The 26,602-nt window shown below is 28.3% G+C and carries 20 protein-coding genes; 9 read left to right on the forward strand and 11 right to left on the reverse strand.

Annotation, left to right across the window (positions count from 1 at the left end; genetic code table 11):
- Positions 1–70: 70 nt before the first annotated feature.
- The 5 genes from NJU99_RS09730 to NJU99_RS09750 form a co-directional block, all read right to left on the reverse strand.
- On the reverse strand, positions 71–1,276 hold the full coding sequence (locus NJU99_RS09730; protein ID WP_254575725.1) for a hypothetical protein: 1,206 nt from the start codon (positions 1,274–1,276) through the stop codon (positions 71–73).
- 185 nt (positions 1,277–1,461) lie between these two features.
- A complete protein-coding gene (locus NJU99_RS09735; RefSeq protein WP_254575726.1) occupies positions 1,462–1,920 on the reverse strand; it encodes a hypothetical protein in 459 nt (152 codons plus the stop codon).
- Between the two features lie 608 nt (positions 1,921–2,528).
- Positions 2,529–4,064, reverse strand: a complete 1,536-nt coding sequence (gene guaA / locus NJU99_RS09740; protein WP_254575727.1) for a glutamine-hydrolyzing GMP synthase — start codon at positions 4,062–4,064, stop codon at positions 2,529–2,531.
- Between the two features lie 154 nt (positions 4,065–4,218).
- Complete coding sequence (gene nhaD / locus NJU99_RS09745; RefSeq protein WP_254575728.1) at positions 4,219–5,604, reverse strand: sodium:proton antiporter NhaD; 1,386 nt, start codon at positions 5,602–5,604, stop codon at positions 4,219–4,221.
- On the reverse strand, positions 5,604–7,055 hold the full coding sequence (locus NJU99_RS09750; RefSeq protein WP_254575729.1) for an L-aspartate oxidase: 1,452 nt from the start codon (positions 7,053–7,055) through the stop codon (positions 5,604–5,606). Before NJU99_RS09750 ends, nhaD begins: the two co-directional genes overlap by 1 nt.
- A gap of 217 nt (positions 7,056–7,272) precedes the next feature.
- Between NJU99_RS09750 and NJU99_RS09755 the strand changes: the two genes are divergently transcribed.
- A complete protein-coding gene (locus NJU99_RS09755) occupies positions 7,273–7,851 on the forward strand; it encodes a DUF721 domain-containing protein (RefSeq protein WP_254575730.1) in 579 nt (192 codons plus the stop codon).
- Here NJU99_RS09755 and NJU99_RS09760 read toward each other — a convergent pair.
- On the reverse strand, positions 7,835–8,428 hold the full coding sequence (locus NJU99_RS09760; RefSeq protein WP_254575731.1) for a M48 family metallopeptidase: 594 nt from the start codon (positions 8,426–8,428) through the stop codon (positions 7,835–7,837). The genes NJU99_RS09755 and NJU99_RS09760 overlap by 17 nt on opposite strands.
- An 84-nt stretch (positions 8,429–8,512) precedes the next feature.
- Between NJU99_RS09760 and NJU99_RS09765 the strand changes: the two genes are divergently transcribed.
- From NJU99_RS09765 to NJU99_RS09785, 5 genes are all read left to right on the forward strand, one after another.
- Positions 8,513–9,682, forward strand: coding sequence for a pyridoxal phosphate-dependent aminotransferase (locus NJU99_RS09765; protein WP_254575732.1), 1,170 nt, complete (start codon positions 8,513–8,515; stop codon positions 9,680–9,682).
- A gap of 4 nt (positions 9,683–9,686) precedes the next feature.
- Positions 9,687–10,568 carry a cation diffusion facilitator family transporter gene (locus tag NJU99_RS09770; protein ID WP_254575733.1) on the forward strand — a complete coding sequence of 294 codons (882 nt, stop codon included), beginning with the start codon at positions 9,687–9,689 and terminating at the stop codon, positions 10,566–10,568.
- Positions 10,540–11,007 (forward strand): rhodanese-like domain-containing protein, encoded by a 468-nt coding sequence (locus NJU99_RS09775; RefSeq protein WP_254575734.1) that lies wholly within the window; start codon positions 10,540–10,542, stop codon positions 11,005–11,007. Before NJU99_RS09770 ends, NJU99_RS09775 begins: the two co-directional genes overlap by 29 nt.
- A 127-nt stretch (positions 11,008–11,134) precedes the next feature.
- Entirely contained in the window at positions 11,135–13,483 is a 2,349-nt protein-coding gene (locus NJU99_RS09780) for an HD domain-containing phosphohydrolase (protein WP_254575735.1), read from the forward strand.
- Between the two features lies 1 nt (position 13,484).
- Complete coding sequence (locus NJU99_RS09785) at positions 13,485–15,656, forward strand: CHASE2 domain-containing protein (protein ID WP_254575736.1); 2,172 nt, start codon at positions 13,485–13,487, stop codon at positions 15,654–15,656.
- Between the two features lie 16 nt (positions 15,657–15,672).
- On the opposite strand, the gene NJU99_RS09790 is transcribed toward NJU99_RS09785, so the two are convergent.
- Positions 15,673–17,028: a tetratricopeptide repeat protein gene (locus tag NJU99_RS09790; RefSeq protein WP_254575737.1), complete on the reverse strand. Its 1,356-nt coding sequence runs from the start codon at positions 17,026–17,028 to the stop codon at positions 15,673–15,675.
- Positions 17,025–19,712, reverse strand: coding sequence for a FecR family protein (locus NJU99_RS09795; protein WP_254575738.1), 2,688 nt, complete (start codon positions 19,710–19,712; stop codon positions 17,025–17,027). Before NJU99_RS09795 ends, NJU99_RS09790 begins: the two co-directional genes overlap by 4 nt.
- Before the next feature lie 264 nt (positions 19,713–19,976).
- Between NJU99_RS09795 and abc-f the strand changes: the two genes are divergently transcribed.
- From abc-f to NJU99_RS09810, 3 genes are read left to right on the forward strand one after another with little or no spacing between them, the layout of a single operon-like run.
- The gene (abc-f, locus tag NJU99_RS09800) at positions 19,977–21,926 is read left to right on the forward strand and encodes a ribosomal protection-like ABC-F family protein (RefSeq protein ID WP_254575739.1); all 1,950 of its coding nucleotides are present in this window, start codon (positions 19,977–19,979) and stop codon (positions 21,924–21,926) included.
- 48 nt (positions 21,927–21,974) lie between these two features.
- Entirely contained in the window at positions 21,975–22,418 is a 444-nt protein-coding gene (locus NJU99_RS09805; protein ID WP_254575740.1) for a GatB/YqeY domain-containing protein, read from the forward strand.
- Positions 22,419–22,437: 19 nt separating this feature from the next.
- A complete protein-coding gene (locus tag NJU99_RS09810) occupies positions 22,438–23,562 on the forward strand; it encodes a GGDEF domain-containing protein (protein ID WP_254575741.1) in 1,125 nt (374 codons plus the stop codon).
- Between the two features lie 100 nt (positions 23,563–23,662).
- Here NJU99_RS09810 and NJU99_RS09815 read toward each other — a convergent pair whose 3' ends face one another.
- From NJU99_RS09815 to NJU99_RS09825, 3 genes are all read right to left on the reverse strand, one after another.
- Positions 23,663–24,073 (reverse strand): winged helix-turn-helix domain-containing protein, encoded by a 411-nt coding sequence (locus tag NJU99_RS09815; protein ID WP_254575742.1) that lies wholly within the window; start codon positions 24,071–24,073, stop codon positions 23,663–23,665.
- A 429-nt stretch (positions 24,074–24,502) separates the two neighbouring features.
- Positions 24,503–25,870 (reverse strand): aspartate kinase, encoded by a 1,368-nt coding sequence (locus tag NJU99_RS09820; RefSeq protein WP_254575743.1) that lies wholly within the window; start codon positions 25,868–25,870, stop codon positions 24,503–24,505.
- A gap of 81 nt (positions 25,871–25,951) precedes the next feature.
- Positions 25,952–26,599 (reverse strand): winged helix-turn-helix transcriptional regulator, encoded by a 648-nt coding sequence (locus NJU99_RS09825; protein ID WP_254575744.1) that lies wholly within the window; start codon positions 26,597–26,599, stop codon positions 25,952–25,954.
- Between the last annotated feature and the right edge of the window lie 3 nt (positions 26,600–26,602).

Here is a 26,602-nt window from a genome sequence, read left to right on the forward strand (position 1 = left end):
TTTATAGAGTAAATGCTTATAATTTTTGTAACGTAACCTTGTTTTTCTTCCAACGATTTGTTATATAGTTTTATACGTGCTCTACTTTAATTCTATCTATAATACCATAGTGTTCTGCAAATCCTTCTATATAATTTTTAAAGAAAATATCTTGATTTCTTATTTTAAAAACTATATTACATGTTGTGTCATTCATAATTCTATTAATAATTTCAGCTTTATGACTAATTGCCATTTGACTTTCTATTACATCTATAACAAAGTCTTCACATTCATTATTTTTAGATTTTTTTATAATTTCATCAATTAAAGTATTCCTAATTTCAAAATGAAATAGTTCATCTCCTTGAATCATTACTATACAATCCTCATTAATCAAATTTCTATTATTTTCAAATGTAATTATTAATTCATTTCTATTATCTTTATATTTGTATTCTAATGATAATTCCTTTATATTATTTTTTATATGGTTTATGGTGTAACTACCTCCACCAGTTTTTTTTGATAATTCAATTAATGGATTAAATCTTTTACCATCATCAATGAATATAAAAGAATTTTGTTGTTTTATTATTTGTACATCATTTGCATAGCCATGTTTTTGTGCATTTAATAATAACTCTTGAAAAAGAAAATTTATATATTTCAATTCATTTGGAGATAAACTATTATCATATTTTTTTAAAAAAATATTTATATTTTTTAATGAAGGTGGGCTAAAATTAGTTAAGTCAATATTTACAAATTTATTATTTGGAACTGTATGTTGATGTATTTCATGTATTTGCAAAGCTTCTTGTATATTAAATATTGAAGAATATACCTTTTCTTGTTTTGCATAATTAATTAAAGTGCTTCCCTCTTTATAGTCAATAACAATATTATTAAGTTTATATTGTTCAATAATACTTTTTTTCATTTTATTAAACCAAATAATCTCATCTTTGGTTAAATCTTTCGGTAAACAGAGATACCATGCAGTTAAATTATAATCTTCATGTTCAATTGCACGAATAAGAGATTTTTTAATTTGTTGTTTTTGTGAATCATTTAAATTATTAAGAAAATATTTACATTGATAAATATCAATTGGATTAATGCCTAGGTCACCAATATAAATATCTATCCCTCCATCACCTTTATATCCTGCTTTAACCGTATGTGCATTTTGATACTTTGATTCTAAAATTGACAAACATGACTTCTCGTAAAAATCTCTAGCTCCAACTTCACCATACATGCTTTTTAAATCATGAAAGTCTTTTTCTTCCATATTTTACTTCCTTTAAATTTAGGTATTTTAATATTTAAAAGTTCACTTATATAACGACTGAAGTGAGGGACGATGTAACCCTCAATCAGTTTGCTGATTTATTTTAAATAACCAATATATTCAAGCTAATTAATGCTTAAATATTCGCTGGGTTACTCGTTCCTCTCCTCTGTTTTGTTATGTATCTAATTATAAAGTAAATCCGATGTTTTCTTTATATCATCAATCATTGCTTTTAATATTTCAAGTCTTGCATTGCTTAAATCTTTTATCGTATTAAAATCTTTGTTGAAATACTTTGTATATTTATTATCATTTTTACTTTCTTTTTTTTCTACATTTTTTGCATTATAGTTTAATTCTATTGCTTTATGCAGTTTAGGAATTAGTGATACAACGCTATTCTCAAAATAAAGTAGCAACATTTGAGTTTTTGATGATAATAGGTTCATATGCTTATGATATGTAAAGGTTTTCTTTAGAACATTATTATTAAATTTTGGATTACAATCAAGAATATTATTTTTACATATATCTATATTAGCTGATAGTTCAGCTTGTGATAATTTATAATCTTTTGCTAGAACTTCTAATACTAATATTCCAGAATTTATTTCTTCTAATAAGTTAACTTTTCTATTCAATAATTCTTGTAGCCTTTCCTGTTTCATTCTATTTTTCCAATATTCTTGTTCAGATTCTAGTTGATAGTTCATTAAAAAATATGACGAGACTAGTGTTGCAAGTGATGTAAATATTGCAGTTAAAACTATCTCAGTTAGTCCAATACGTTTTTTTTCATATTACTCCATTTTATATACATAACTAATTATTAGTACTGCATTATATATAAATAATATATAAAAGCACCTAATAGTACTACATTTTTTATGATAAGATACTAAATTGATATAAAGTCCTTAAATAAGCTATTTCTAGGATTTTTTTAAATAATATATTACTATATGTAATATTTTTATCATAATTTATATATCTGATATAATTTTCAATGTTAGACTATTAATGTATATCAGTAATAGCTTATCAAAATGATATACTAGAGTTCAAGAAAGAAAAAATATTACTGTAGTGCTTAGAATAAATAAAGCAGAAAATAAAAAATGAACTTAAAATCAGATTGGAAATTTCTAAGAAGTTTTATGTAGATTTTGCCAAGGTATGACAAAGGTGTACTACAAGTACATCGAAGTCATACTTTGGTGAAAGATGCGCCGAAATTACGGCAAAAATATTATTCCCACTCGATAGTTGCTGGTGGTTTTGAAGATATATCATAAACAACTCTGTTGATTCCATCAACTTCATTGATGATTCTTCTTGAGATTGTTTCTAAAATATCATGAGGGATATGAGCAAATGTTGCTGTCATACCGTCAGTTGCTTCTACGATTCTAACACAAACTGTGTTATCGTAAGTTCTGTTATCACCCATAACACCTACTGATTTTACGTTTAGTAAAACTGTAAATGCTTGCCATGTTTTATCATATAATCCAGTAGCATGTAATACGTCTAACATAATAGTATCAGCTTTTCTTAAAAGCTCTAAGTCAGGCTTATTTACATCTCCCATAACTCTAATAGCAAGTCCTGGTCCAGGGAAAGGATGTCTTCCAATCATATCTTTTGGAAGTCCAAGCTCTAAGCCTAAAAGTCTTACTTCATCTTTGAAGATTTCTCTTAAAGGCTCGATTAACTCAAATGTCATCCAATCAGGTAAACCACCTACATTGTGGTGAGATTTGATAGTTTTTGAAGGTCCTTTTACAGATACAGACTCAATAACATCTGTATATAAAGTACCTTGTGCTAAAAACTCAATACCATCGTGCTTTTTAGCTTCTACATCAAATACTTCGATGAAAGTCTCACCAATGATTTTTCTTTTTGTTTCAGGGTCAGTAACACCTTCAAGTCTTGAAAGGAAAGTTTCACTAGCATCAACAGTGATTAAAGGAACACCTCTTGATTTAAACATAGCTTCAACTTGTGGTCTTTCGTTTGCTCTTAAAAGTCCATTATCAACAAATACAGGGATTAGTTGGTCACCAATAGCTTCTGCTAAAAGTGTAGCAACAACAGATGAGTCAACACCACCTGATACACCACATAATACTTTTTTAGATCCTACTTGGTCTTGGATTTTTTTGATTTGCTCTTTTGCAAATGAACCCATATTCCATGTAGATTCACATCCACAAATATGTTTTGCGAAGTTTTTAAGAAGTTTAGAACCCTCATCTGAATGGTAAACTTCAGGGTGGAATTGGAATGCATAAATTAATCTATCAAGATCAGCAATAGCTGCATAAGGAGAGTTTTCAGAAGTAGCGATTTTTTCAAATCCTGAAGGAATTTTTTCAACTCTATCTCCGTGAGACATCCATACAGTTTGACCATCTGTTGTATCTTTGAAAATATCAGATTGCTTTTCAAAGTTTAGTTTAGCTTTTCCATACTCATGGTGATCAGCTGGAATAACAGATCCACCAAAGTGTTGAGAAATAAGCTGCATACCATAACAGATTCCTAGAATTGGAAGTCCAAGCTCAAATACAGTTGCATCTGGGTGATATGAATCTTCTGCATAAACTGACGCTGGACCACCTGAAAGGATAATTCCCTTAGGAGTTCTTGCCATAATATCTTCAATACTTTCAGAATAAGGTACTATCTCAGAATATACACCAGATTCTCTAAGTTTTCTAGCAATAATTTGTGTATATTGACTACCAAAATCTAAAACTACTATTGGTACATGTTTCATATTTTTATATCCTCTATGTGATTAAATAAAATCATTAATAAGAGCAGATTATATCCAAGTAGAGGTAAATTTATAGTTAAGTGAATTTTTTAAGCATAAAAAAAGGCTTGGCTAAAAAGCCAAACCTTTATAGTTTTACAATTTGAATAGTAAACTAGTGTCCTATTCCTAACATTTGATATTGTAAATACCAAACAGCGATAGAAACAAAGTATCCAATTACAATAGTCCAAGCATATTTCATATGTGCACCAAATGTATAAATACCATGTAATTTACCCATTACTCCAACACCAGCAGCTGAACCAAATGAAATCATAGATCCACCAACACCAGCTGTTAATGTAACTAGCATCCATTGGTCAAGACCCATTGTTGGGTTTGCTTTTAATACTGCTGACATTACAGGAATATTATCAACAATCGCAGATAAGAAACCAACACCTATATTAGACCATGTAGGACCTAATACACTTGGATCGTATACTACTGCTGCTAATGCTAACCAACCAATAAAGTATAATGCACCAACTGCGGCTAAAATACCAAAGAAGAACATTAAAGTATTATTTTCAATTTTTGCAATTGAATGGAAGATATTAAAATGCTCTGAACCATACTTTTTCTTAAGTCCATAAGAATAAACTTTAAGAACAGCAAGACCAAACATCATACCCCACATAGCAGGTAAATGTAATACTTGGTGAGATAATACTGCTGTTGCAATTGTAAAGATACCAAGAACCATAACTACTTTAGCACCCTCAGCCATTTCAGGTTTTTTCTCTTTTTCTGCATCAAAGAAAGGAACTTCTTCTGGTACAAACTTAGATAAAATAAATGCTGTTGCTAAATAACCAATTAATGAAGCTGGTAATAAGAATAAGAAGTCAGCAAAAGTACCTTTTCCTGCTGTCCATGCCATAAGTGTAGTAATATCACCAAATGGAGACCATGCACCCCCTGCATTAGCCGCAACTACGATATTAATAGCACCAGGAACAAGGAAGTCTTTTCTCTCTTTTTCAATTGTGATTAAAACTGTTGCTAAGATTAAAGCAGTAGTTAAGTTATCAGCAATTGGTGAAAGGAAAAATGCGATAAATCCAGTTACCCAAAATAATTTTCTATAAGTATATCCCTTTGTTACAAGGTTATATTTAAGTCTGTCAAACACCCCCATGTGAATTAACGACTCAATATATGTCATAGCAACAAATAAGAAGAAGAAAATACCTGCAATCTCTAAAATTAAGTGATTAACTTCATTTTCTAATAATCCTACATCTAAACCATTTAAGGCATAATAGATAGCGATTAATATAAACATAAACGTACCAATAAATAAAGCAGGTTTTGCCTTATCGATTTCATACTTCTCTTCTGCTGCAACAAAGTAATAACCTATTGCGAAGATAAATAAACATGCAAATCCGACCCATGTCATAGTCAGATCTGGCGTTTCAGCTGTACTAATTGCACCACCACCAGCATAAAGTGCTGCTGAAGTGAAAAGTAAAGTCAGTAAAACTTTCAACATTAATTCTCCTTGATATAGTGTGCTCCTAGAGATTTCTCCCTATTTTGAGCAGATGTTAAAATAGATTTTGCCGTAAGCAACCTTAAAAAAAGCAGTCTACCAACATCCTCTTGCAGATATTTTTCAACCAACTCTAAGGTTTCCTTGATTTTTTTAGGGTTTCTTACAATTGATGCAGTATCCCACATCGACTTTCGTAAACAGTTCTTGATTTCTTTATCAATATCCTTGTTTCTCACATATGATTTTATATCTTTCATATAATTTTTATATGATATTTTAAAATTATTTTTTATAGAATCCTCAACTGCAATCGATGAAAATACAACACCTTCAAGTAAAGAATTTGAAGCTAATCTGTTCGCACCATGCACCCCCGTACAAGCTGCTTCACCGATAGCATATAGGTTTTTCATACCTTTAACTTTTGCATCAAGTGTAGTTTCTATTCCTCCCATACTATAGTGAAAAGCAGGAGAAATTGGAACTTTATCATAAGGCAATTCATAACCTAAATCTTTTAAGTTTGCATAGATATTTGGAAATCTTTTTTGAAAGGCTTCTTTTTCAAAGTTTTCAAAAGATAGATATATTTTTGAACCAGTTTTTTTATGATAATCAAAAATCGATCTACTTACAACATCTCGTGGAGCTAACTCCCCATCTTTGTGATAAGTAAATAAAAATCTATTATCTTGCTCATCAACGATAAAAGCACCCTCACCTCTTAAAGCCTCACTTAAAAGTGGCTTTCTAGCAAAATGTGTTCCTTTTACAACTGTTGGGTGAAACTGCATCATTTCCATATCTTTTAAAGATAAACCTTTTTCTAAAATGATACCTTGAATTTCACCTGCAATTGCAGTTGAATTTGTATGATATCTATAAATAGATCCAACTCCACCACTTGCAATAATTGTATTATGAGCATAGGCTACTTTTTGCTCTGTTTCACTTACGAAGTATTGAACTCCATAACAAATATCATCTTGAATTAGTAAGTCATTTACTACTGTGTTGTTTACTATTTCATGTTTACATTGAGATAATAAGAAAGTATGTATCATTCTTCCTGTTGCATCACCATCTGCATGTAAAATTCTGCTTCTACTATGAGCTGCTTCTTTTGTATAAGCTAGTTCACCTTTTGAATTTAAATCAAATTGTAAACCTGAATTTATCAAGCTTTTTACTGCTTCTTGTGATTTTGCACTTAAAAGTTCAACTGCACTTTTGTCATTGTGATTAACACCTGCTGTAAGAGTATCTTGAATATGATCTTTTATATCATCATCATTTACAGCACTTGCTATTCCACCTTGAGCCCAATATGTATTACAATCAACTGGCTCTTTTTTACAAAGTATTAAAACTTTTTTATCCTCAGGAATTAATCTTGCAGCATTTAAACCTGCAATTCCTGTACCTATAATAATATAATCATAAACCATTAGTTTTTTTCTTCTTTTAAATTTTGAGATTTATCACTATCGTTTATATAAACTGGATCTCCTTTGTATCCACACCCATTAAAAGATAATATAAATCCTGCTATAATAAAGTAAATTAAATATTTCATATTTTTTGTTACATCCTGTGTACAATATAATTTGCTTAATGCTACTAAAGAAATACTAATAAAAACCTTATTAAAGGGGACATACACCCATGCAAGAAGAAGAACTTCTAACATTTAAACAAGAACTTAAAAAAAGTTTTTTCACTTTTGAAGATAAAAAAGTAAATAGAAATATACCAAATTATAGCACTTTTAAAACAACAAATAATGTACTTACTAATATAGCAAACAAAAGAGAATTCTCAGAAGTTAGAAAAAGATATAGAGTTCATAATTTTTTAGAAAAGATACTTATCAAAAAAATATTAAACTATATTTTATTCGCTTTTTATAGAAATGAGAAACTTTCAATTGCAGTTTTACACCCTGTTGCCCAAAGTGAGTTGAACTATCAAAAAAAGATGATTATGGACTATGCTAAAATGGTTCCTGATTTTAAAGACATAAAAGAAGTAGCTGTTTTTAGATATGATAAATTATACTCTTTTAGTAAAAACTTTGACAAAAAAAGCTTTGATGAATTTACTTCACCCTTTAAAGAAAAAAAAGAAAGTGAACCAGAACCTTTTTATAATGAAAGAGCCCATGGGATTTTTCAAAATAGAATAAAAGATGAAAAGCTACATGCAAAACTTGAAGAGATAAGACAAATTATAAAAAGCTCTTAAGTAAAGCTTCTCTTCTTTTATAATCAGGACAATACATCTCAACTAAATTCCAAAACTTTTTTGAATGATTTTTATGCTTGATATGAGCTAATTCATGTATAACCACATATTCCATAACTTCTATGGGAAATTTACAAAGTTGGGTATTGAAGTTTAGTCCATTTTTGTAATTACATGAACCCCAAGTGTTTTTATTTTTTCTATACTTTATTGAAGATGGGTATAGTTTCATTTTTTTTGAGTGTTTATCAACTAAATAAGGAATATACTCTTTTGAAAGGTTTTTATAATAAGTATCTAAATCTTTAACATTATAATCTGATTTTTTTTGAACTTTCCCAAAATATAAAAACTCATCATCATTTAAACTATTTTTTTCTAGTTTTTTTAAACCTTTTAAAATCCAGTCTTTCTTTTTTTCTATTAGATTTAGTGCATCAAACTTTGTGAAGTACGTATTCGCCTTTATTTGAATACTATTTTTTGAAGTTACTCTAAGATAACAATGTTTCATTCTTTTTTTATTTAAAAGTTCAACATTTAGGCTTAAAGAATCCATATTTATTTGAAAAGTCACACTATACCTTAAGTATTATTTTTGTATAATCTGCGAATTATATCATAAAAATATAATGTAAATTATATGTGAGGAAGAAGATTTATGAAAATTGCAAAAAGAATGGAGAATCTGTCTCCATCGGTTACTATGGCAATTACTGCCTTAGCTAGAGAGCTTAAAGCTCAAGGTAAAGACATATTAAGTTTTAGTGCAGGTGAGCCTGATTTCAATACTCCTGATGTTATTAAACAATCAGCTATTAAAGCTATCGAAGATGGCTACACTAAATACACTGCCGTAGAAGGAATTACCGAAACCAAACAAGCAATTATTAATAAACTTAACAGAGATCATGGTTTAGAGTATTCATTAGAACACATTGTTGTTAGTAATGGAGCTAAACACTCATTATTTAACCTTTTTCAATTACTAATTGAAGAAGGTGATGAAGTAATTATTCCTGCTCCTTATTGGGTTACATACCCTGAGCAAGTAAAATACTCTGATGGTGTTCCTGTATTTATTGAAACTGATGATACTACTTCATTTAAAGTAACTGCCCAGCAAGTAAAAGCAGCTATTACTGATAAAACAAAAGTATTGTTATTAAACTCGCCATCAAACCCAACTGGTGCTGTATATACTAAAGAAGAGTTATTAGCAATTGGTGAAGTTTTAAAAGGTACTGACATTTTAGTATTCTCTGATGAGATGTATGAAAAAATCATGTACAATGGTGAAGAGTTCACAGCAGCAGCTAGTGTTAGTGATGATATGTTTGAAAGAACTGTAACAATTAATGGTTTAAGTAAATCAGTTGCTATGACTGGTTGGAGATTTGGATATATAGCAACTCCTAAAACTGAGCTTGTAAGATCTATGATTAAACTTCAAGGTCAAGTTACATCAAATGTAAACTCTATTACTCAACATGCAGCAATTACTGCACTTGAAGGTCATGCAGATGCTGACATTGAAATGATGAGAAAAGCATTTGAAGAAAGAAAAGAGATTGCTGTAAAATCTTTCAATGATATTGAAGGGATTTCTTGTATTGAACCACAAGGAGCATTTTACTTATTTGTAAATATCAAAGAAATTACAGATAACTCTATGAAATTTTGTGAGCAACTTTTAGAAGACAAAGGTGTTGCTGTTGTTCCTGGACTTGCATTTGGTACAGAAGGGTATTTCAGATTCTCTTTTGCTACAGACTTAGCAAGTATCGAAGAAGGAATTAGAAGAATCAAAGATTTTGTAGAAAACAACTAATATTATGACTTTACAAAAAAGAGCAACAGTAGTTTCAACTTCTGTTGCTGCACTTCTTACACTTATGAAACTTGTGATAGGTATTGCAAGTGGTTCAGTTGCAGTTCTTGCTTCTGCTGTTGACTCAGTTCTTGATATGTTCGTATCTATTTTTAACTATTTTGCAATCTCAAACTCTGAAAAACCTGCTGATAAAACTTTTAACTATGGAAGAGGAAAAGTTGAAGCCTTAGCTTCTGTGATAGAAGGTACTATTATTACAATATCAGGTCTTTTTTTACTTTATCAAGCAGGAAGAAAAGCAATAGATGGTTCTGTGTCACAATATATGGATATATCTATAGTTGTAATGATATTATCTATGTTTATTACAATTTTCTTAGTAATGTTTTTAAATAAAATAGCTAAAAAAACAAACTCTATGGTAATCAAAGCAGATGCACTACACTATAAAACAGACGTATACTCAAATGCAGCTGTATTAATATCACTTTTATTAGTAAACTTTACAGGATATGAAATAATTGATGTTATTGTAGGTGGAGCTATTGCTTTATTTATTATTTACTCTGCTTATGAACTTATTCATGATGGAGTTTTAGTTTTACTTGATAGAGCTGTTGATGATGAAATTGTTCTTGGAATTGAAAAAGTTATTAGAAATAATGACAGAGTAAATACATATCACTTACTTAAAACAAGAGAAGCAGGTCATCAAACATTTGTTGAAGTTCATCTTGTTTTTGACTGTATTATAACCTTAATGGATGCCCACAGAGCAACTGATGATATAGAAAGAAGAATAAAAAAACTTGATGAAAAAAGAGATTGGGTTATAAATATTCATATGGATCCATATGATGACTTTTCAATGGATGAAAAATAATATGAAACTTGTATTTAGTATTTTAATAGTACTTTATACAAGTACCCTACTTTCAAATGATGTAAACTTTCAAACTGCAAAACTTTATAAAGCTGACATAAGTGCCCAAGAAGCATATAAAATGCAACAAAATGGTGCTATACTAATTGATGTTAGAACAAAGCGTGAGTTTAATACCCTAAGAGCTAAAGACTCTCATAACATCCCTATTTTTTATGAAAAAAACAAACAAAGGGTTTTTAATAAAAACTTTCTAAAAGAGATTTATCTATACTCTAAAAAAGACATAAACAAAGAAATAATTCTTATTTGTAGAAGTGGTTCAAGAACAAAACTTGCTTCAAATCTACTAGCTTACCAAGGCTTTAAAAATATCTATAATGTAAAATATGGATTTGACTTTGATTGGATTAAGCAAAAACTTCCAAGTACTAAGTAGTTTTAGTCTAAGACTTACAAAATATACACTAAATAGCAATAAATAACATATAAACTTCACTCATTCAATATTTTTATTATTAAAAAAAGCTATAATATATAATAATTTTTGAATTTAAAGGAATATAGTGAATTTTATAAATATATTAGGAGCAAGTGGAAGTAAAACTAAAGATACAGGAACAACATCATTTCAAATATTTACAGATATTTTAATTGATGCAGGGAATGTAATTAGTGTTTTAGGTGAAGAGGCTATAAAAATAAATCATATATTTTTGACACATTCCCACTCTGATCATATTCTTGATTTGCCTTTTATAATAGAAAGTTTTTTTGAAAGTAGAAAAGAGACTTTATATATTTATGCTTCTAAAGAAACTATAAAATCACTAAAAGAACATACTTTCAATGACTCAATTTGGCCAGATTTTTCTAAAATAAATCTTCTAAATAGTGATAAAAAAGCACTAGAATTTATAGAAATAGAAGCAAATCAAACACTAATATTTGGTCCTTATCAAATCACAGCTTTTAATGCTAATCATATTCCAGGAGCTTATGGTTATGAAATAATAAAAGACAAACATATTGGATATATTATAAGTGGTGATACGTACGAAAATCAAGAACTGATTGATAGAATAAATAACAACGACAAAATAAAAGCTGTTTTAATAGAGTGTTCTTTTCCTAGTCACATGGAAAAGTTAGCCTATGATAGTAAACACTTAACACCTAAACTTGTTTCAAAAATAGTAAAACAACTCAAAAGAGATGATATTCAAATATTTTTATATCACCTAAAACCTCTTTATTATAAAAAAATGGCAGAAGAGATTAAAGACTTAGAAATACTAAAAAATGGTGGAAAAATTCTACAAGAAGGTGATGTGATTCATGTTGATAAAGGACTCTATGAAAGAGACTTAATAAGTCAATATAAATTTGAAAGAATAATGGAAGTAAACCTTGAACTATCAAGTGAAATAGACAAAGATAAGCTATTTGAAATGATTCTTACTTTAACAAGAGAGCTAACTCATTGTGAAGCGGGAACCTTATATATACTTTCAAAAGACAGAAAACACTTAGATTTCAAAGTAATTCAAAATGACCCTTTAGAAATATATATGGGTGGAACAAAAGATGAAATACAATGGGATTCAATACCATTATATTTAGAAGATGGTTCTAAAAACACAAAGATGGTAGCAACCACTTGTGCCCTAGAAAATGAAATCATTAATATCCCAGATGTATATGATGAAGAAAAATATGATTTTCAAGGAACTAAAAAATTTGATAATAATACAGGATATAGATCAAAATCTATGTTAGTTATTCCCTTAGAAAATCATGAAAAAGATGTAATTGGTGTTTTACAACTGATAAATAAAACTGAGTCTTTAGAGAAAATCAAAGCCTTTACTAGTGAAGATGAAAAGATTATAAAAGCCTTAGCTTCGCAAGCTGCAATGGCACTTACAAATAGCTGGCTAATTAATTCACTAGAAGAATTTCTAAACAGTTTTATCACTACAATAGGTCATGCAATTGATGCAAAATCTCACCATACAATGAACCACATTGCAAATGTAGAAAAAATTTCTCTACTTTTAGCTCAGGCTATTAATGAAGATGAAACAATATATAAAGATGTAAAGTATACAAAGAATGATTTCCAACAAATAAAAATTGCAGCATGGATGCATGATATTGGTAAAATCTCTATGCCTGAATCAATTATTGATAAAGCTACAAAACTTTATGCCATAACAGATAGAATAAAACTTGTAAAAGAAAAATTTGAGGTTTTAAAAAGAGATAGTGAAATTGCCTACTTAAAAAATGAAATTACTAAAGAAGATTATGAAAAGCAAATCAAGCAATATGAAGAAGACTACCTATTCTTAGAAGAAACTAATATTGGTGGGGAATTTATGGATGATGATAAAATCAAAAGAATAGAACAAATCTCAAAATACACATATATAAAAGATGGATATGAGCAAGAAATACTTGATGAAAATGAAAAGTATAATCTTTCTATCAGAAAAGGTACTCTAACAAAAGAAGAGAAAGATATTATGAACAATCATGCAAAACTCTCTTTAGAAATGTTATCAAAACTTCCTTTCCCTAAAAAATATAAAAATGTCTTAGATATAGCAGCAAATCATCATGAAAAACTAAATGGAAAGGGTTATCCAAGAGGATTAAGTGATAAAGACCTTACTTTAGAAGATAGAATTATGATTTTATCAGATATATTTGAGGCTTTAACATCAAGTGATAGACCATATAAAGATGCTAAGAGATTATCAGAAGTATTTAAGATTTTATCATTTATGGTAAAAGATTATGAAATAGATGGTCAACTTCTTAAGTTCTTCCATGAGCACGAAGTTTTAAAAAAGTATGCTAATGAAAATCTAAAACCTGCACAAATAGATAAATCTGAACTTTTATTCTAAAATGAAAAAACCTGATTTAAAAAAACTATTTATATATATAAATGTAGCATTGATACTCTCAGTTGCTTTATCATTTATATATATTTTTTTACCAAAACTTCCTGATTCTATTGATAATAGACTAAGAGATTATCTCTTTACAATAAGAGGTGAAATTCCCACATCACAAAATGTTGTTATTGTTGATATTGATGAAAAATCTCTACAAGAGCTAGGTCAATGGCCTTGGTCTAGAAATAAAATCTCTCAAATACTAAATAACATGGCTGAGGCACAAGTTGCTATAATTGGTTTTGATGTTGTGTTCGCAGAAGAGGATAGTAGCTCACCTCATAAAGTACTAAATGAACTTAATATAAAAAAAGATAATATCCCAAACTATGATTTAGATTTTGCAAAAACAATCGCTTCAACTCCAACTATTCTTGGATACTTATTTGAACTTCAAGATAAAGAGTTTATAAATAAAGAAGCTCCAAGAATTCCTGCTATATATATAGAGAAAAACAAACAAATAGGTGATAATTTTCTTATAAATGCAAAAGGAGTTGTTATGAATATTCCACTTATTCAAGATAACTCTTACTCTAGTGGTTTTTTTAACAATATCCCAGATGAAGCAGGAATAATAAGAAGTGTTCCTTTGGTAATTTCATATGATGATATAATTTATCCATCATTAAGCCTAGAACTTCTTAGAATTTTACTTGATACAAATAAAGTATTTATAAATTATGATGAGCAAGGTGTCTCATCCATAGCTTTAAATAATATAGAAATTCCTACAGACAGACATGGTAGATTATTAGTAAATTTTAGAGGAAAAGAAAAAACTTTCAAATATATCTCTGCAAATGATGTATACAATAATACTTTTAATAAAAAAGACATTGAAGGAAAGATTGTCCTAATAGGAACCTCAGCAGCAGGTCTACTTGATCTTAGGGCAACTCCTTTTGAATCAGTATTTCCAGGAGTAGAAGTTCATGCAAATGTTATTGATAATATAATTCAAGGAGATTTTATATATAAAGCTTCATGGGTAGATGGGGCAAATATCTTTATAATCTTTACCTTGTCTATTTTGATTGTACTTCTAATTAAATATAGTCCTTTTTGGATGAATCCTATTATATCTGTAGTATTTTTAGTTGGAATTACTTTTATTTTATATGAAATATTATTTACATACGGAATTGTTTTAAATATCTTCTTTCCACTACTTACCATAGTTTCAGGTGCAATTTTAGCTACATTATTTGACTATTTTTATGAGATAAAACAAGAAGAAGCAATAAAGAAAAAGTTTGCATCAAAAGTATCAAAAGAAGTAATGGAAAGCCTTTTAAAAAACGTACATAGTAATGAATTTGAAGCTATGGAAAAAGAAGTTACAGTGTTTTTTAGTGATGTTAGAAGTTTCACAGAAATTTCTGAAAAAATGGCTAATGCAAAAAAACTAATTGAGTACCTAAATCAATATATGGAACCTATGAGTAATATTATTATTAAACATGAGGGAACTATTGATAAATACATAGGTGATGCGATTATGGCATATTGGAATGCTCCTGCTGATGTAAAAAATCATGCTGATAAAGCCCTATTAGCTTCAATAGAACAAATAGAGTCACTTAAAGATTTAAATGAAAACTTAAAAAAACAAAATAAACCTCTAATTGATATAGGTATTGGATTAAATACTGGACCTGCTGTAGTAGGTGAGATGGGAAGTGTTGGTAGAAGTGATTATACTGTAATTGGAGATGCTATTAATCTAGGGGCTAGATTAGAATCCTTATGTAAATTTTATGACTCTAAAATTAATATCTCAAATTATACAAAAGAAAAACTAGAAGGTAAATATATTTTTAGATTTCTTGATTTAGTTACAGTAAAAGGGAAAAAAGAACCAGCTCAAATCTGGCAAGTTCATGGAAAAGGTGAAGCTTCTAAGCAACTACAAGAAGAGCTAGATATTTATCATAAAGCTATACAACTATATAGAGACTCTGAGTTTATAGAAGCACTTGAAATCTTTAAAGATTTAGAAAAAGATGAGAACAAAAGCAATAAAAAAATATATAAGATTTATATAAAAAGATGTGAAGAGTTTATAAAAAACCCTCCTTTGGACTTCAAAGGAGTATTTGAACACTCTACAAAAGCATAGTAGGTGTTCAAATTACTTAGTCTAGATTTACATTCCAAATAAGGTTTGCTTTCATGGTATGCTTGTTGTATTCAGAAGAAGCATGACTTGAGTCTTTTTTTGTATATGAACCACCAAGATTTAAATGTAAATCTTTTTTTAGTGGTTTTATAATAGCGATAGAAGCATCCATTTTCTTATCTCGTTTTCTTGATTGGAAGCTTGCATTTGTATCTTTGTATAAATACTCTTTATAATTAAGTGATGTTTGAAGTAAATAATCTTCTGATAATTCATACACATTATTTAAATAAGTGTTCATATATTTATAATTTACATCTATTCTATTACCTCTGATTCTTCTCTCTTCGCCAAGATTAAGTCCAAAGCTAAATAAACCATAGTTTGAAGATGCATATTTAGCTGAATTTTGTAACTCAAAGATATTTGCATCTCTTTCTTCATCTTTTACAAAACTTACCCTACCTGCTTTTAAACCTAAAGTATAAAGAACTTCACTATTTAAAATAGTTGTATATTTAGGATTTAGATAAATATTGTTTTGATAAGATTCATGTCCTAAATTTACTTTATCAAATAAAATAGGTAGTTCAAGCTTATACTCTTTTGATAAATAAGTAGGAGAGATGTTTAAAGATAAAGCATGAATATCTTTTTCTTTATGATTATTGTACTTCATTAACACTGCTGTAGCTGAACTATTTAATATAAAGTTATCACTATATTTATATGTATTATTAAGCTGTCCAACAACTTGATAAATTGTTGCAGATTTTTTTTCACCTGTTTGAATTTTGTTATCAAAATTATCCAAATAAAAAAAATCAACTTCTGGAGTTGAATTTATATTTGAATCGTATAAAATACCTGCAACTGCTGTTGCATTAAAGAAACTTTTCTTTTGTAGTTTCTTTATATAATCTACTTTTTCATTTACTCTTTTTTGCACTACAACTGGCAGATTTTTATCTTCTAAAACCCTATTGAACTCTTTTAAAGACTGAGTAAATAGCTTCATTTTAAAATATGTTTGAGCCATTTCAAGTCTCGCTCTTGAATTGTTTGGATTTACTATAAGTATTCTATCGTATGCACTTAAAGCAAACTCATATTTACCTAACTCATAAGCACTTCGTCCTAAATAAAAATTATAAAGTACATCTTGCATGCTACTTAAAAACAAAGTGTTAAACTGTTCATAAGCCTTTTCATAATTTTTTTGCCTAAAATTTTTCAAAGCTACATCATACAACTTTTTTGTACTAGAAACTACAAGAGATGAAGACTCTTTTTTATTAAAAACACTTTCATTTGCAAAAGAAGATAAACAAATAAAAGGTACTAAACTATAAATTACTACTGATTTTTTCATTTTTTTAATGCCTTAAATACACCTTGTGCTTTGTGAGTAATACTATCATCAGCCCCAGGGTTTTGAGTTAAATTTGAGTTAAAACTTCCACCTACACTTTTAATACTATCACTTCCGTAAAATTTACCTTCTAAATTTCCTGTAATATTTGTTCCTGATAAACTTGAAGAGAAACCTGTATTTGAAACGTTTGCACTGCTATTTATATTCATATTCCACTGTGTATTTTTTGAAGAAAAATTCATAACACCACTTGTTAAAGCATTATCACCTGCACCTAAATCAAAGTTTAATGTAACTTTATTTGCAGTTGAACCATCTAATATAATTGACTCAATAGTTCCATTACTTCCATTTAAAACACTACCTATTACAGCACCTTCAAAAGTATATCTTGTATTAGAACTAGCATTTAATACATCATCAACTACAGAAGTTGGTGTTTCAACACCTGCTACCCATGTGGCAAAAGGTGAAACAAAGAACTGACTTCCACTTGAACTTCCATCACTAAACTTTGCAGTCCAATATCCCCATGAACTATCATCATCACTTGTTAAAGGATTATCATTTGAATCAAATACTTTAAACTCATTATCTACGATTTTTCCATCTGGAACTGCTATTAAATACCCTGTGTTATCATTTAAATCGTATTCATCATTTCCAGCTTTATATGTACTATCACCTTTTTTAGCCATTACTCCAAAAATATCATCATTTATATAGTATGATGTATCACTTGCAATTTCCCCATCAAAACTCATAGAAATTTGATTATCTACATCTCCTTCAGAATTATTAACAGATGCTGTTCCTGTAATCTTTCCTGTTTGAGCATTTAGGTCTAAAGAAAGATTATTACTTGCTTTTCTCATATGAATATCGTAACTACTTGTACCATAGGTATCAGCATTTATATAACCTTTTAGATTTGAAGTTCCACTCGTTTTTGCATCAACTATTTTGTCTTTTTGTAAAAATGAAATTCCATTTGTTTGTCCTGATGTTGTACTTGAACCAAGACTATTTCCATAAGTATTTGTTGTTTCACTATTTGATAAACTATAATTTAAAGCTTGAATATCTGAACCTAAGAAGTTTAAGTTCGCATTATTGCTTGCTGAAATATATGAGTTTAAGTTTGTAGAAGAGTTAGAATATGTAAAGTTATATTTATTTCTATATGATTTTACTTTTTCATTATTTCCTATTATAAACTCTTGTGCTCCACTTGCATAAAAGTTTTTATTTAAATGTGTAAAAGATTTTAAATGTGAGTTATAGTATTGAAAACCCGTTGCACTTGTATCAAGTTTTGTTTCAGTATAGTGATTTGATGAATTCTTCTTAAAACTCATACTTGCAAAATCTTTATAAACATAGATTTTTGTTTTATCTTCATTATCAACTGAGCCTTTTTTACCAAATACTATTAGTTCATTGTATTCTCCTTGCCCCTCAGATATATCAAAAACATCTCCATCATAATAAAAAGCAAAAACTTCTCCCATATTATCAGCTTCAACTTTATAATTACCACTTAGTGTACCACTATTTGTTGTATATGAAAAAGATATAGGATTACTATTATCACTTATATCAGAGTGTCCTGTATATCCACCATCTTTAGGAGTTCCTAAAGTAAATGTTTTTTCTACTTTTTTAGATAATGTTGTATTTTCTGAGTTTGGTGATACTTTTGTTAATGTTTCATCAAATGAAATTTTAGAATCTTCTCTTTTTGCAGTAAAATCACCAACTGTACCATCAGTATCTGTTTCATCTTGATAGTTAAAACTATTAACTCTTGCATCTGAAGTTTGTCTTTCAACATATGCACCTAAAGCCTTACCAGATAAATCAAAGCTTATTGCTTCATCTTTTGTTTCAACTTCTGTGTTAGTACTATCTTCTATAACATCTTCTACTTTTTTACTTATTAAAGATGAATCATTATCAGTAGAGTCATTTGAGTTATCTAAAGAATCTAAATTCTCATTTGAAGTTCCACTATTAGTAAGGGAACTATCTTCATTTTTTGAGTTATTATTTGCTGTGTTTAGATTGTCATCTTTATTTTTGTCTGAGGAGTTGTTAGCATCTGGTTCTAACTGATTTGATAATTCATTTAAAGTCTCTTGATTGTATTCAACAGGCTTTGATAGTGTTCCATCATCTTGAATTATAGTCATTTGATTTTGAGGTACAATCACCTGTCTATTTTGAGAAGTTACACTAATCTCTCCACTTAAACAAGCAATAGCAGTTTGATTTGCTAAAATAACTGTACCTCTAATTCCAATAGTAGAACTTTTTGTTCTAAGTTTAAATTTTTCCTTATTGATTTTCCCAATATTTCCAGTTATGGCTTTAAATGCACCCTTAAAAAAATTCAAATTGGCTTTTGAATTCTTAGGAGTTTTAGTATCATATAAATATTCATTAACATCCAAAGCAGAATTTTTACCAAGAGTAATAATAGTATTATCTTTGAATATCAGTTGCAATTTAGAATTACTACTTGTATTTATAATATCTTTTTCAAAGATATCCAAACCAACATTTGCAATAATTTTTTGCTCACCTCTTTGAACAGTAGCCTCACCTACTACTGTTGACACCTTTGCAATACTTGCAAAAGAGATTGTGACAAAAAAGAAAAAAAGTAAAACATGTCTCATTTTCAAACTCTTTATTTTGATTTAATAACAATATATAACCTTTATAATACCTAATTATTTATTAATAATATACTTATATTAACAAGTGATTTAGTTAAAATTCATATTTTATAATTTTATAAAAGACATAAATAATATTTTTTTAGTTTAAATAATTTTAACTTACTTAATTTCTTAAAAGCCATATGTAACAAGTTTTTAGCTAATATATCTTTTATATAAAGCTATTTAAAATAGCTATTTTATGGGAGTTATTAAAATTTTATGGCACTAATCGATCTTCAAAACATAAACAAACAATACGATATTAAAACAATTTTAAAAGATGCGAACTTTACTTTAACGCAAGGTCAAAGAATTGCTGTTATTGGTCAAAATGGACAGGGGAAATCTACACTTTTTAAAATCATAATGAATCAAGTAGAACCTGATAGTGGTATACTTTCAATAGATAAATCTTTAAAGATTGAAATGCTTGACCAACAACCAAAATTTAAATCTGGCATAAATGTAAGACAGGCTATAGAAGAGCAACTAACGGAAATCAAAAAAGCTAAAAAAGAGTACGAAGATATTACTTTACAGGTTTCAACAGATTATGAAAATCAAGACTTATTAAAAAGACAAAGCCAATTGGCAACTTTTATTGATTTTCATAATGCTTGGGATTTAGATAATACTATTGAAAGAGTACTAAAAGAGTTTCAACTAAAACAGTATGAATTTAAAGATGTAAACCTTTTAAGTGGTGGGGAGCAAAGAAGAGTTAGTCTTGCAGGACTTTTACTGAAAAAGCCTGATGTACTTTTACTTGATGAGCCTACCAATCACCTTGATGTTTATATGGTTGAGTTTTTAGAGAGTTTACTTCTAAAAAACAATTTTACTTTACTATTTATCTCACATGATAGATACTTTATAGATAATATTGCAACATCAATTGTAGAGGTTGAAGGTGGAACTTTAAAAAGATTTAATGGTGGATATTCTTCATACCTAGAGCAAAAACAACAGATGCTTGAAAACATGCAAAAAGACCATGAGAACTTAATAAGATTAGTAAAAAGAGAAGCTCACTGGATGCAAAGAGGTGTTACAGCTAGAAGAAAAAGAAATGAAAGAAGAAAAGCAGAATATTTTGATTTAAAGAAAAAAGCAAAATCAAACCCAGCAGCAATTAAAAAGATGAGCGTAGAACTACAAAGAGAACAAAAAGCCTTTAATAGTGAAGAAAAACAACAAAATAAAAAGAAAATGCTTTATGAGTTAGATGATATTTGTAAAAAACTAGGAGATAAAGAATTAATCAAAGACTTTACAAGTAGGATTTTACAAAAAGACACTATTGCTATTGTAGGTCCAAATGGAAGTGGTAAATCAACTTTACTTAAAATCTTTATGGAAAAAATGCTTGTGGATAGTGGTAAATTCAAAAAAGGTGACTTCAATATAGGATACTTCGATCAACAAAGAGAAATGCTTGATGATGATAAAAACCTAATGGAGACATTCTGTCCAAATGGTGGAGATAGAGTAGCACTAAATGATGGTAGAAATCTTCATGTTTATGGATATTTAAAAAACTTTTTATTTCCAAGAGAATACTTAGATAAAAAGATTGGTGTTTTAAGTGGTGGTGAGAAAAATAGAGTCGCCCTAGCCTTACTTTTTACAAAAGACGTAGATTGTTTAATCTTAGATGAGCCTACAAATGACTTAGATATTCCAACTATTAATATTTTAGAAGAGTATTTACAAAACTTCCAAGGAGCTTTAATCTTTGTAAGTCATGATAGATACTTTGTAGATAAAATAGCAAAAAAATTATTTGTTTTTAAAGGCAATGCTCAAGTTGAAGAAAGTTTCCAAGCTTATACTGAATACTTAGAAATAGAAAAAGAACTTAGAGATTTAGAAGAGCTTGAAAGAAATACAGCTAAACAACAAACAGCACCAAAAGCTAAAAACTCACAAAAAAAGCAAACAAAACTTTCATATAAAGATCAAAGAGATTATGATAGCCTACCCCAAGAGATAGAAGAACTTGAAGAAAAAATCGAAGAAATAAACAACTGTCTTGCAAACCCTGAATGTTATGAGCAAAAAGGAATAGTTGCTGTATCAAAAGAACTTGAAGAAACAGAAGCTATTTATGAACAAAAAGTTGAAAGATATTTAGAGCTTGAAGAGTTGATTGAAAGCTTTAATCCATAAAAAGATATAATTATTAAAATTGTGATTATTAAAAAATAAAGGAATATAATGAGTTTAAAACAGCAACTTAAAGATGATGTAAAAACTGCAATGAGAGAGAAAAATATTGTAAAAAGAGACTCTATTAGAGCTATTAATACAATGATTAAACAAATTGAAGTTGATGAGAGAAAAGAATTAAGTGATGAAGATATAATCAAATTAATTCAAAAAGGTATCAAACAAAGAGAAGAAGCTGTTACTCAATATAGTGAAGCAAATAGAGAAGATTTAGTAGCAAAAGAGCAAGAACAAATTGATATATTTGTTGAGTATCTTCCAAAACAATTAACTGATGAAGAACTTGAAAATGGTCTAAAAGAGATTATTGAGCAAGTAGGAGCTACATCAATGAAAGATATTGGTAAGATTATGGGACAAGCAACAAAGAAATTTGCAGGTGTTGCAGATGGAAAAAGAATAAACCAAACTACTAAAAAACTTTTATCATAGATTTTAAATAAGGCCAAAAATGGAAATAAATGACTTCTTAGATGATTTAACACAAAGAGAACAAAGTGATGTTAAATTAAATCAAATAGATACATTTCCCAAGTTAGTATCACTTTTACTAAAAAGAGTATCAAAAGAAAATGTTGCTCCTTTAGCAACACTCTTAAAACAATCTGTATTACCATCTATTTGTATTGAAATAGATGATGAAATAGAACATCTTTTTATAAAAATAGATGCTAATCCTGAGATTTTATTTGAAAAAGAAATACAAGAAAAAATTGAAGACTTTATATTTAAAAGATTTGAAGCTGATAAAAAACTTGTAGTTGAAAAAACTTCTGATATATCTCAGGTTGTTACACTTATGGGACAATACCTAAATGATGCCATATCAAGCAGTGGGAATGGTTCTAAAAATGTTCTAACAATAAAAGAAAAGATTGAAGCAATTGACCTTTCAAAAAATGGTATTGCTGAACTAGGTGTATTACAAAAACAACTAGTTAGTGCCGCTTCATCAATTGAAAATGAAATGAACACAGTAAGCACTAAACTAAAAACAGGTAAATCAAAAGTTGAAGAGCTTGAAGATAAAGTAAAAACCCTAGAAGAAGAACTAAAAAAATCTAGAAATGAAAGTATGAAAGACCATTTAACAGGTCTTCTTACAAGAAGAGCTTATGAAGAAGAAGTAAAAAGAATTGACAGTAATCACAAACGCAATGGAAGTGAATACGCTGTAGTATTCTTTGATATAGATCATTTCAAAAAAATTAATGACACTTATGGGCATGACTGTGGAGATGTAGTACTAAAGATATTTGCAAAAATTCTTGAAAAAGCTACAAGAGATCATGATATAGTAGCAAGATATGGTGGTGAAGAGTTTGTTGCTCTTGTACATTTTAATCTTGCAAGAGAACTTCTTCAATACTTAAAAAGAGTAAAACAAATAGTAACTTCAAATAGTTTTATATATAAAAACAATAAAATCAAAGTTACATTCTCAGCTGGAGTTACTTTTAGAAGTAGCCATTCTTGCTATGAAAATGCTATACAAAAAGCAGATATGCTTCTTTACCAAGCAAAAGAAAACGGTAGAAATCAAATAAAATTAGAAGATGGTAGAACTATAAAGTAGCAGAATGTTATTTTTTTAATTAATTAAAAAAGTCATAAAATAATAAAAAGCTTAAGTTTTTTAACTTAAGCTTTTTTTATAAGTTTTACACACTTATTTATTAGTTCATTGAGTAACCAATATTTGAATGGTTTTTAATTAAATCGTAGTAAGTCTTATCTCTTAAAGTTTTAACTTTATTTCTTAATGTAAATCTTGTCATATTTTTACCCTTCCAAGCTACATTATGGATAGTTTCAATAGAAACAATTTCACCTCTATTTTCTAATAGTAAAGAGAATAAAGCCTCTTCAATTCTAGTAAGCTTAACTTCATCATTAAAACTATTAAATAGTTTTGAATTAGCTTTGTTATAGTGAAAACCATTATCTAATTGAACAATACTATTAATATCTTTATCAATTAACCTACTTACATATTCATCTAAAGAAACGTCCAGTTTTTGAACTTTACTTTTTAACTTTTCATTATTTTCATCTGTGATAGAGATGCTGATGTTTAAATTTTCCATACATTATCCTTTATCTTTGTTTTTTCTAAAATTATAATAACATTTTTCTGTGTAGTACTTATGTATAAAGCATTATATATTAATAAAGAAATAAATATATGATATTTTTAAAATAATTTAAACCTAATTTAGGTCGTTTTACTAATTAAACTATGCAAAAAACATACAATTTACAAGAAAAATGTTAAAAAACCAACACAAAATAATACTAAAATTTATCTTTTAAGCATTTTGTAACTTATTGACACATTTGTAGCATTTTTAGCTATTTTGAAAGAAGTATAGCTATTTTTGCTATAAAAGACACTAAAAAAAATGTGATTTTTATGTTTTTTTCTGAATTTTATAAAAAAATTGTTCTTTTATTATATAAGGTAAAAAAAATTTTACTTGATAGCCATAATGTAATTATTATGGCTATAAAATTTATTAATTAGTTAAAAGTTTTGAATATAAAGTTTCTAAAGCAGCATCAGCTACATTTTGAGATACACCAATATGAAGTGATACTTTTGAAGGACTCATATCAAACATATCAAAAGAGATATTGTTCTCTTTTAAAGCAGTTATTGCATCAACTATTGCAAAAGTATTTTGCTTAAGACCTATTCCAACTAAAGTTATTACAGATAGATTGTAAGCAACATAAATATTTCTAGTTTTAAGTCTTCGCTCAATCTCTCTTCTAAACTTATTTATATTACCTTTTAAATCTTCTTGATCAACTAGTATAGCAATATCATCTTTATCCGTTGGATAGTGATAAGTATTTATTCCAAACTCTCCAAAGATTTTAAGTAACTCAGCTGTGAAACCTATCTCATCAGCAAGCATATCTTTTTGAAGATGAATTGAAGCCATATTATCAAGTTTTGCAATACCAACTAAATCTTCCATTGGAACTCTTTCATTTAAGATAATAGTTCCTTCATGTTCAGGATTATTTGTATTTCTAATATTAATAGGTATTTTACTTTTTTTACAATTTAGCATTGCGTCAAAGTGAAATACGTTAAAACCTTTTGAACTTAAAAGTCTTAATTCTTTAAAAGTAAGTCTTGGAATTACATTTGCATCACTAATAACTCTTGGGTCTACTTCATAAACTCCATTTGTATCAGTCCAGTTTTCATAAATATCTGCATCCAAAGCATAAGCTAATTCACCACCTGTTAAGTCAGAACCACCTCTACTCATAACTGCAATTTCTTTATCTTTCGTAATTCCATAAAAACCAGGAACTAAATACATCTCATCTTTTTCAAATTTGAATTTATCTGCAATATTGTTATGAGTTTGTTTTTGAACTTTTCCATCTGTATAATCACTACTTAAAATAAATCCAAACTCTTCTGGAAGCATAAGTTTTACATTTAAGCCATTTTTTTTCATATATTCTGTGATTATTGTTGCGTTATAGTGTTCACCTCTTGATAAAAAATATGCTTCTCTTTTTTCATCTTTAAAAGTATTATTTATTAAATCTTCTTCAAGTTTCTTTAAAACTACTTTTTTATCTATATTTAAATCATCACATAACTTATCAAACTTAGTTAATATTGCTGTTAAACTTTGTTCTGTTGTAACTTCTATTTTTTGTTCACAAAAATGTTTACCATTTGTTGCTAAATTTAATAAATGATCTGTGATTTTTTCATTGTGTTTATCATCTCTTCCTGGTGCTGATACTACTATTACTCTTCTATTCTTATCACTTTTGACAATGTTAAAAACTTTTTTTATCTGGGAGGCATCTTTTACTGAACTACCTCCAAATTTACAAACTTTGATATTCATTCTAACGTTTCCTTATTTTAGGTTCTTTTTCAAATCATATATAGAGGCATTTAACGTAGACACTATTTTAATTAGTAAAAACTATGTTACTTGATAGCCTCTATGTCTTATTGTATTTATAAAGTTATCTTCAAAAGTATTTTTAATACCTTTTCTAATGATATTTATATTTACTTCTACTACATTTTTTACAACCCATTCAGGGTCATCCCAGATCACATCTAATATCTCATCTTTTGAGATTGATGGTCTGTGTCTATTTTTTATTAAATACATTAAAATACTAAAAGGCTTACCTTTCATAACTAATTTATTGTTGTTATGATCAGTCACAGAGTTCTCCAAAGTATCAATCCAATATTTATCTTTAAACATAAATCTTCTTTGAAAATTTTCTCTGTGTATAGATTCAAGTTTTGCTAAAATTAGCTCATTGTTAGCAGGTTCTTTTATAATCGATAAAGCTCCATACCTTAAAAGATTTTTTTCAAATTTCTTTTCACTATTATTTGAAAGTATTACTACAGCAGTTAGTCTTGGATTTACATGCTTTAATATCTGTCTTAAATTATTATATGAGTCACTTTTTATAATAATTAGATTGTAATATCTAACTTCACAGTGATATATAGCATCTTCCATATCAGTTGCTCTATCACAAATGTAAAGTTCATCATTTTCAAGTTTGTTTATTAAACTTCTATTAATATCTAAAGATAGTAATCGCATGGC

This window comes from Arcobacter roscoffensis, assembly GCF_024267655.1.
Taxonomy (GTDB): Bacteria; Campylobacterota; Campylobacteria; order Campylobacterales; family Arcobacteraceae; genus Arcobacter_B; species Arcobacter_B roscoffensis.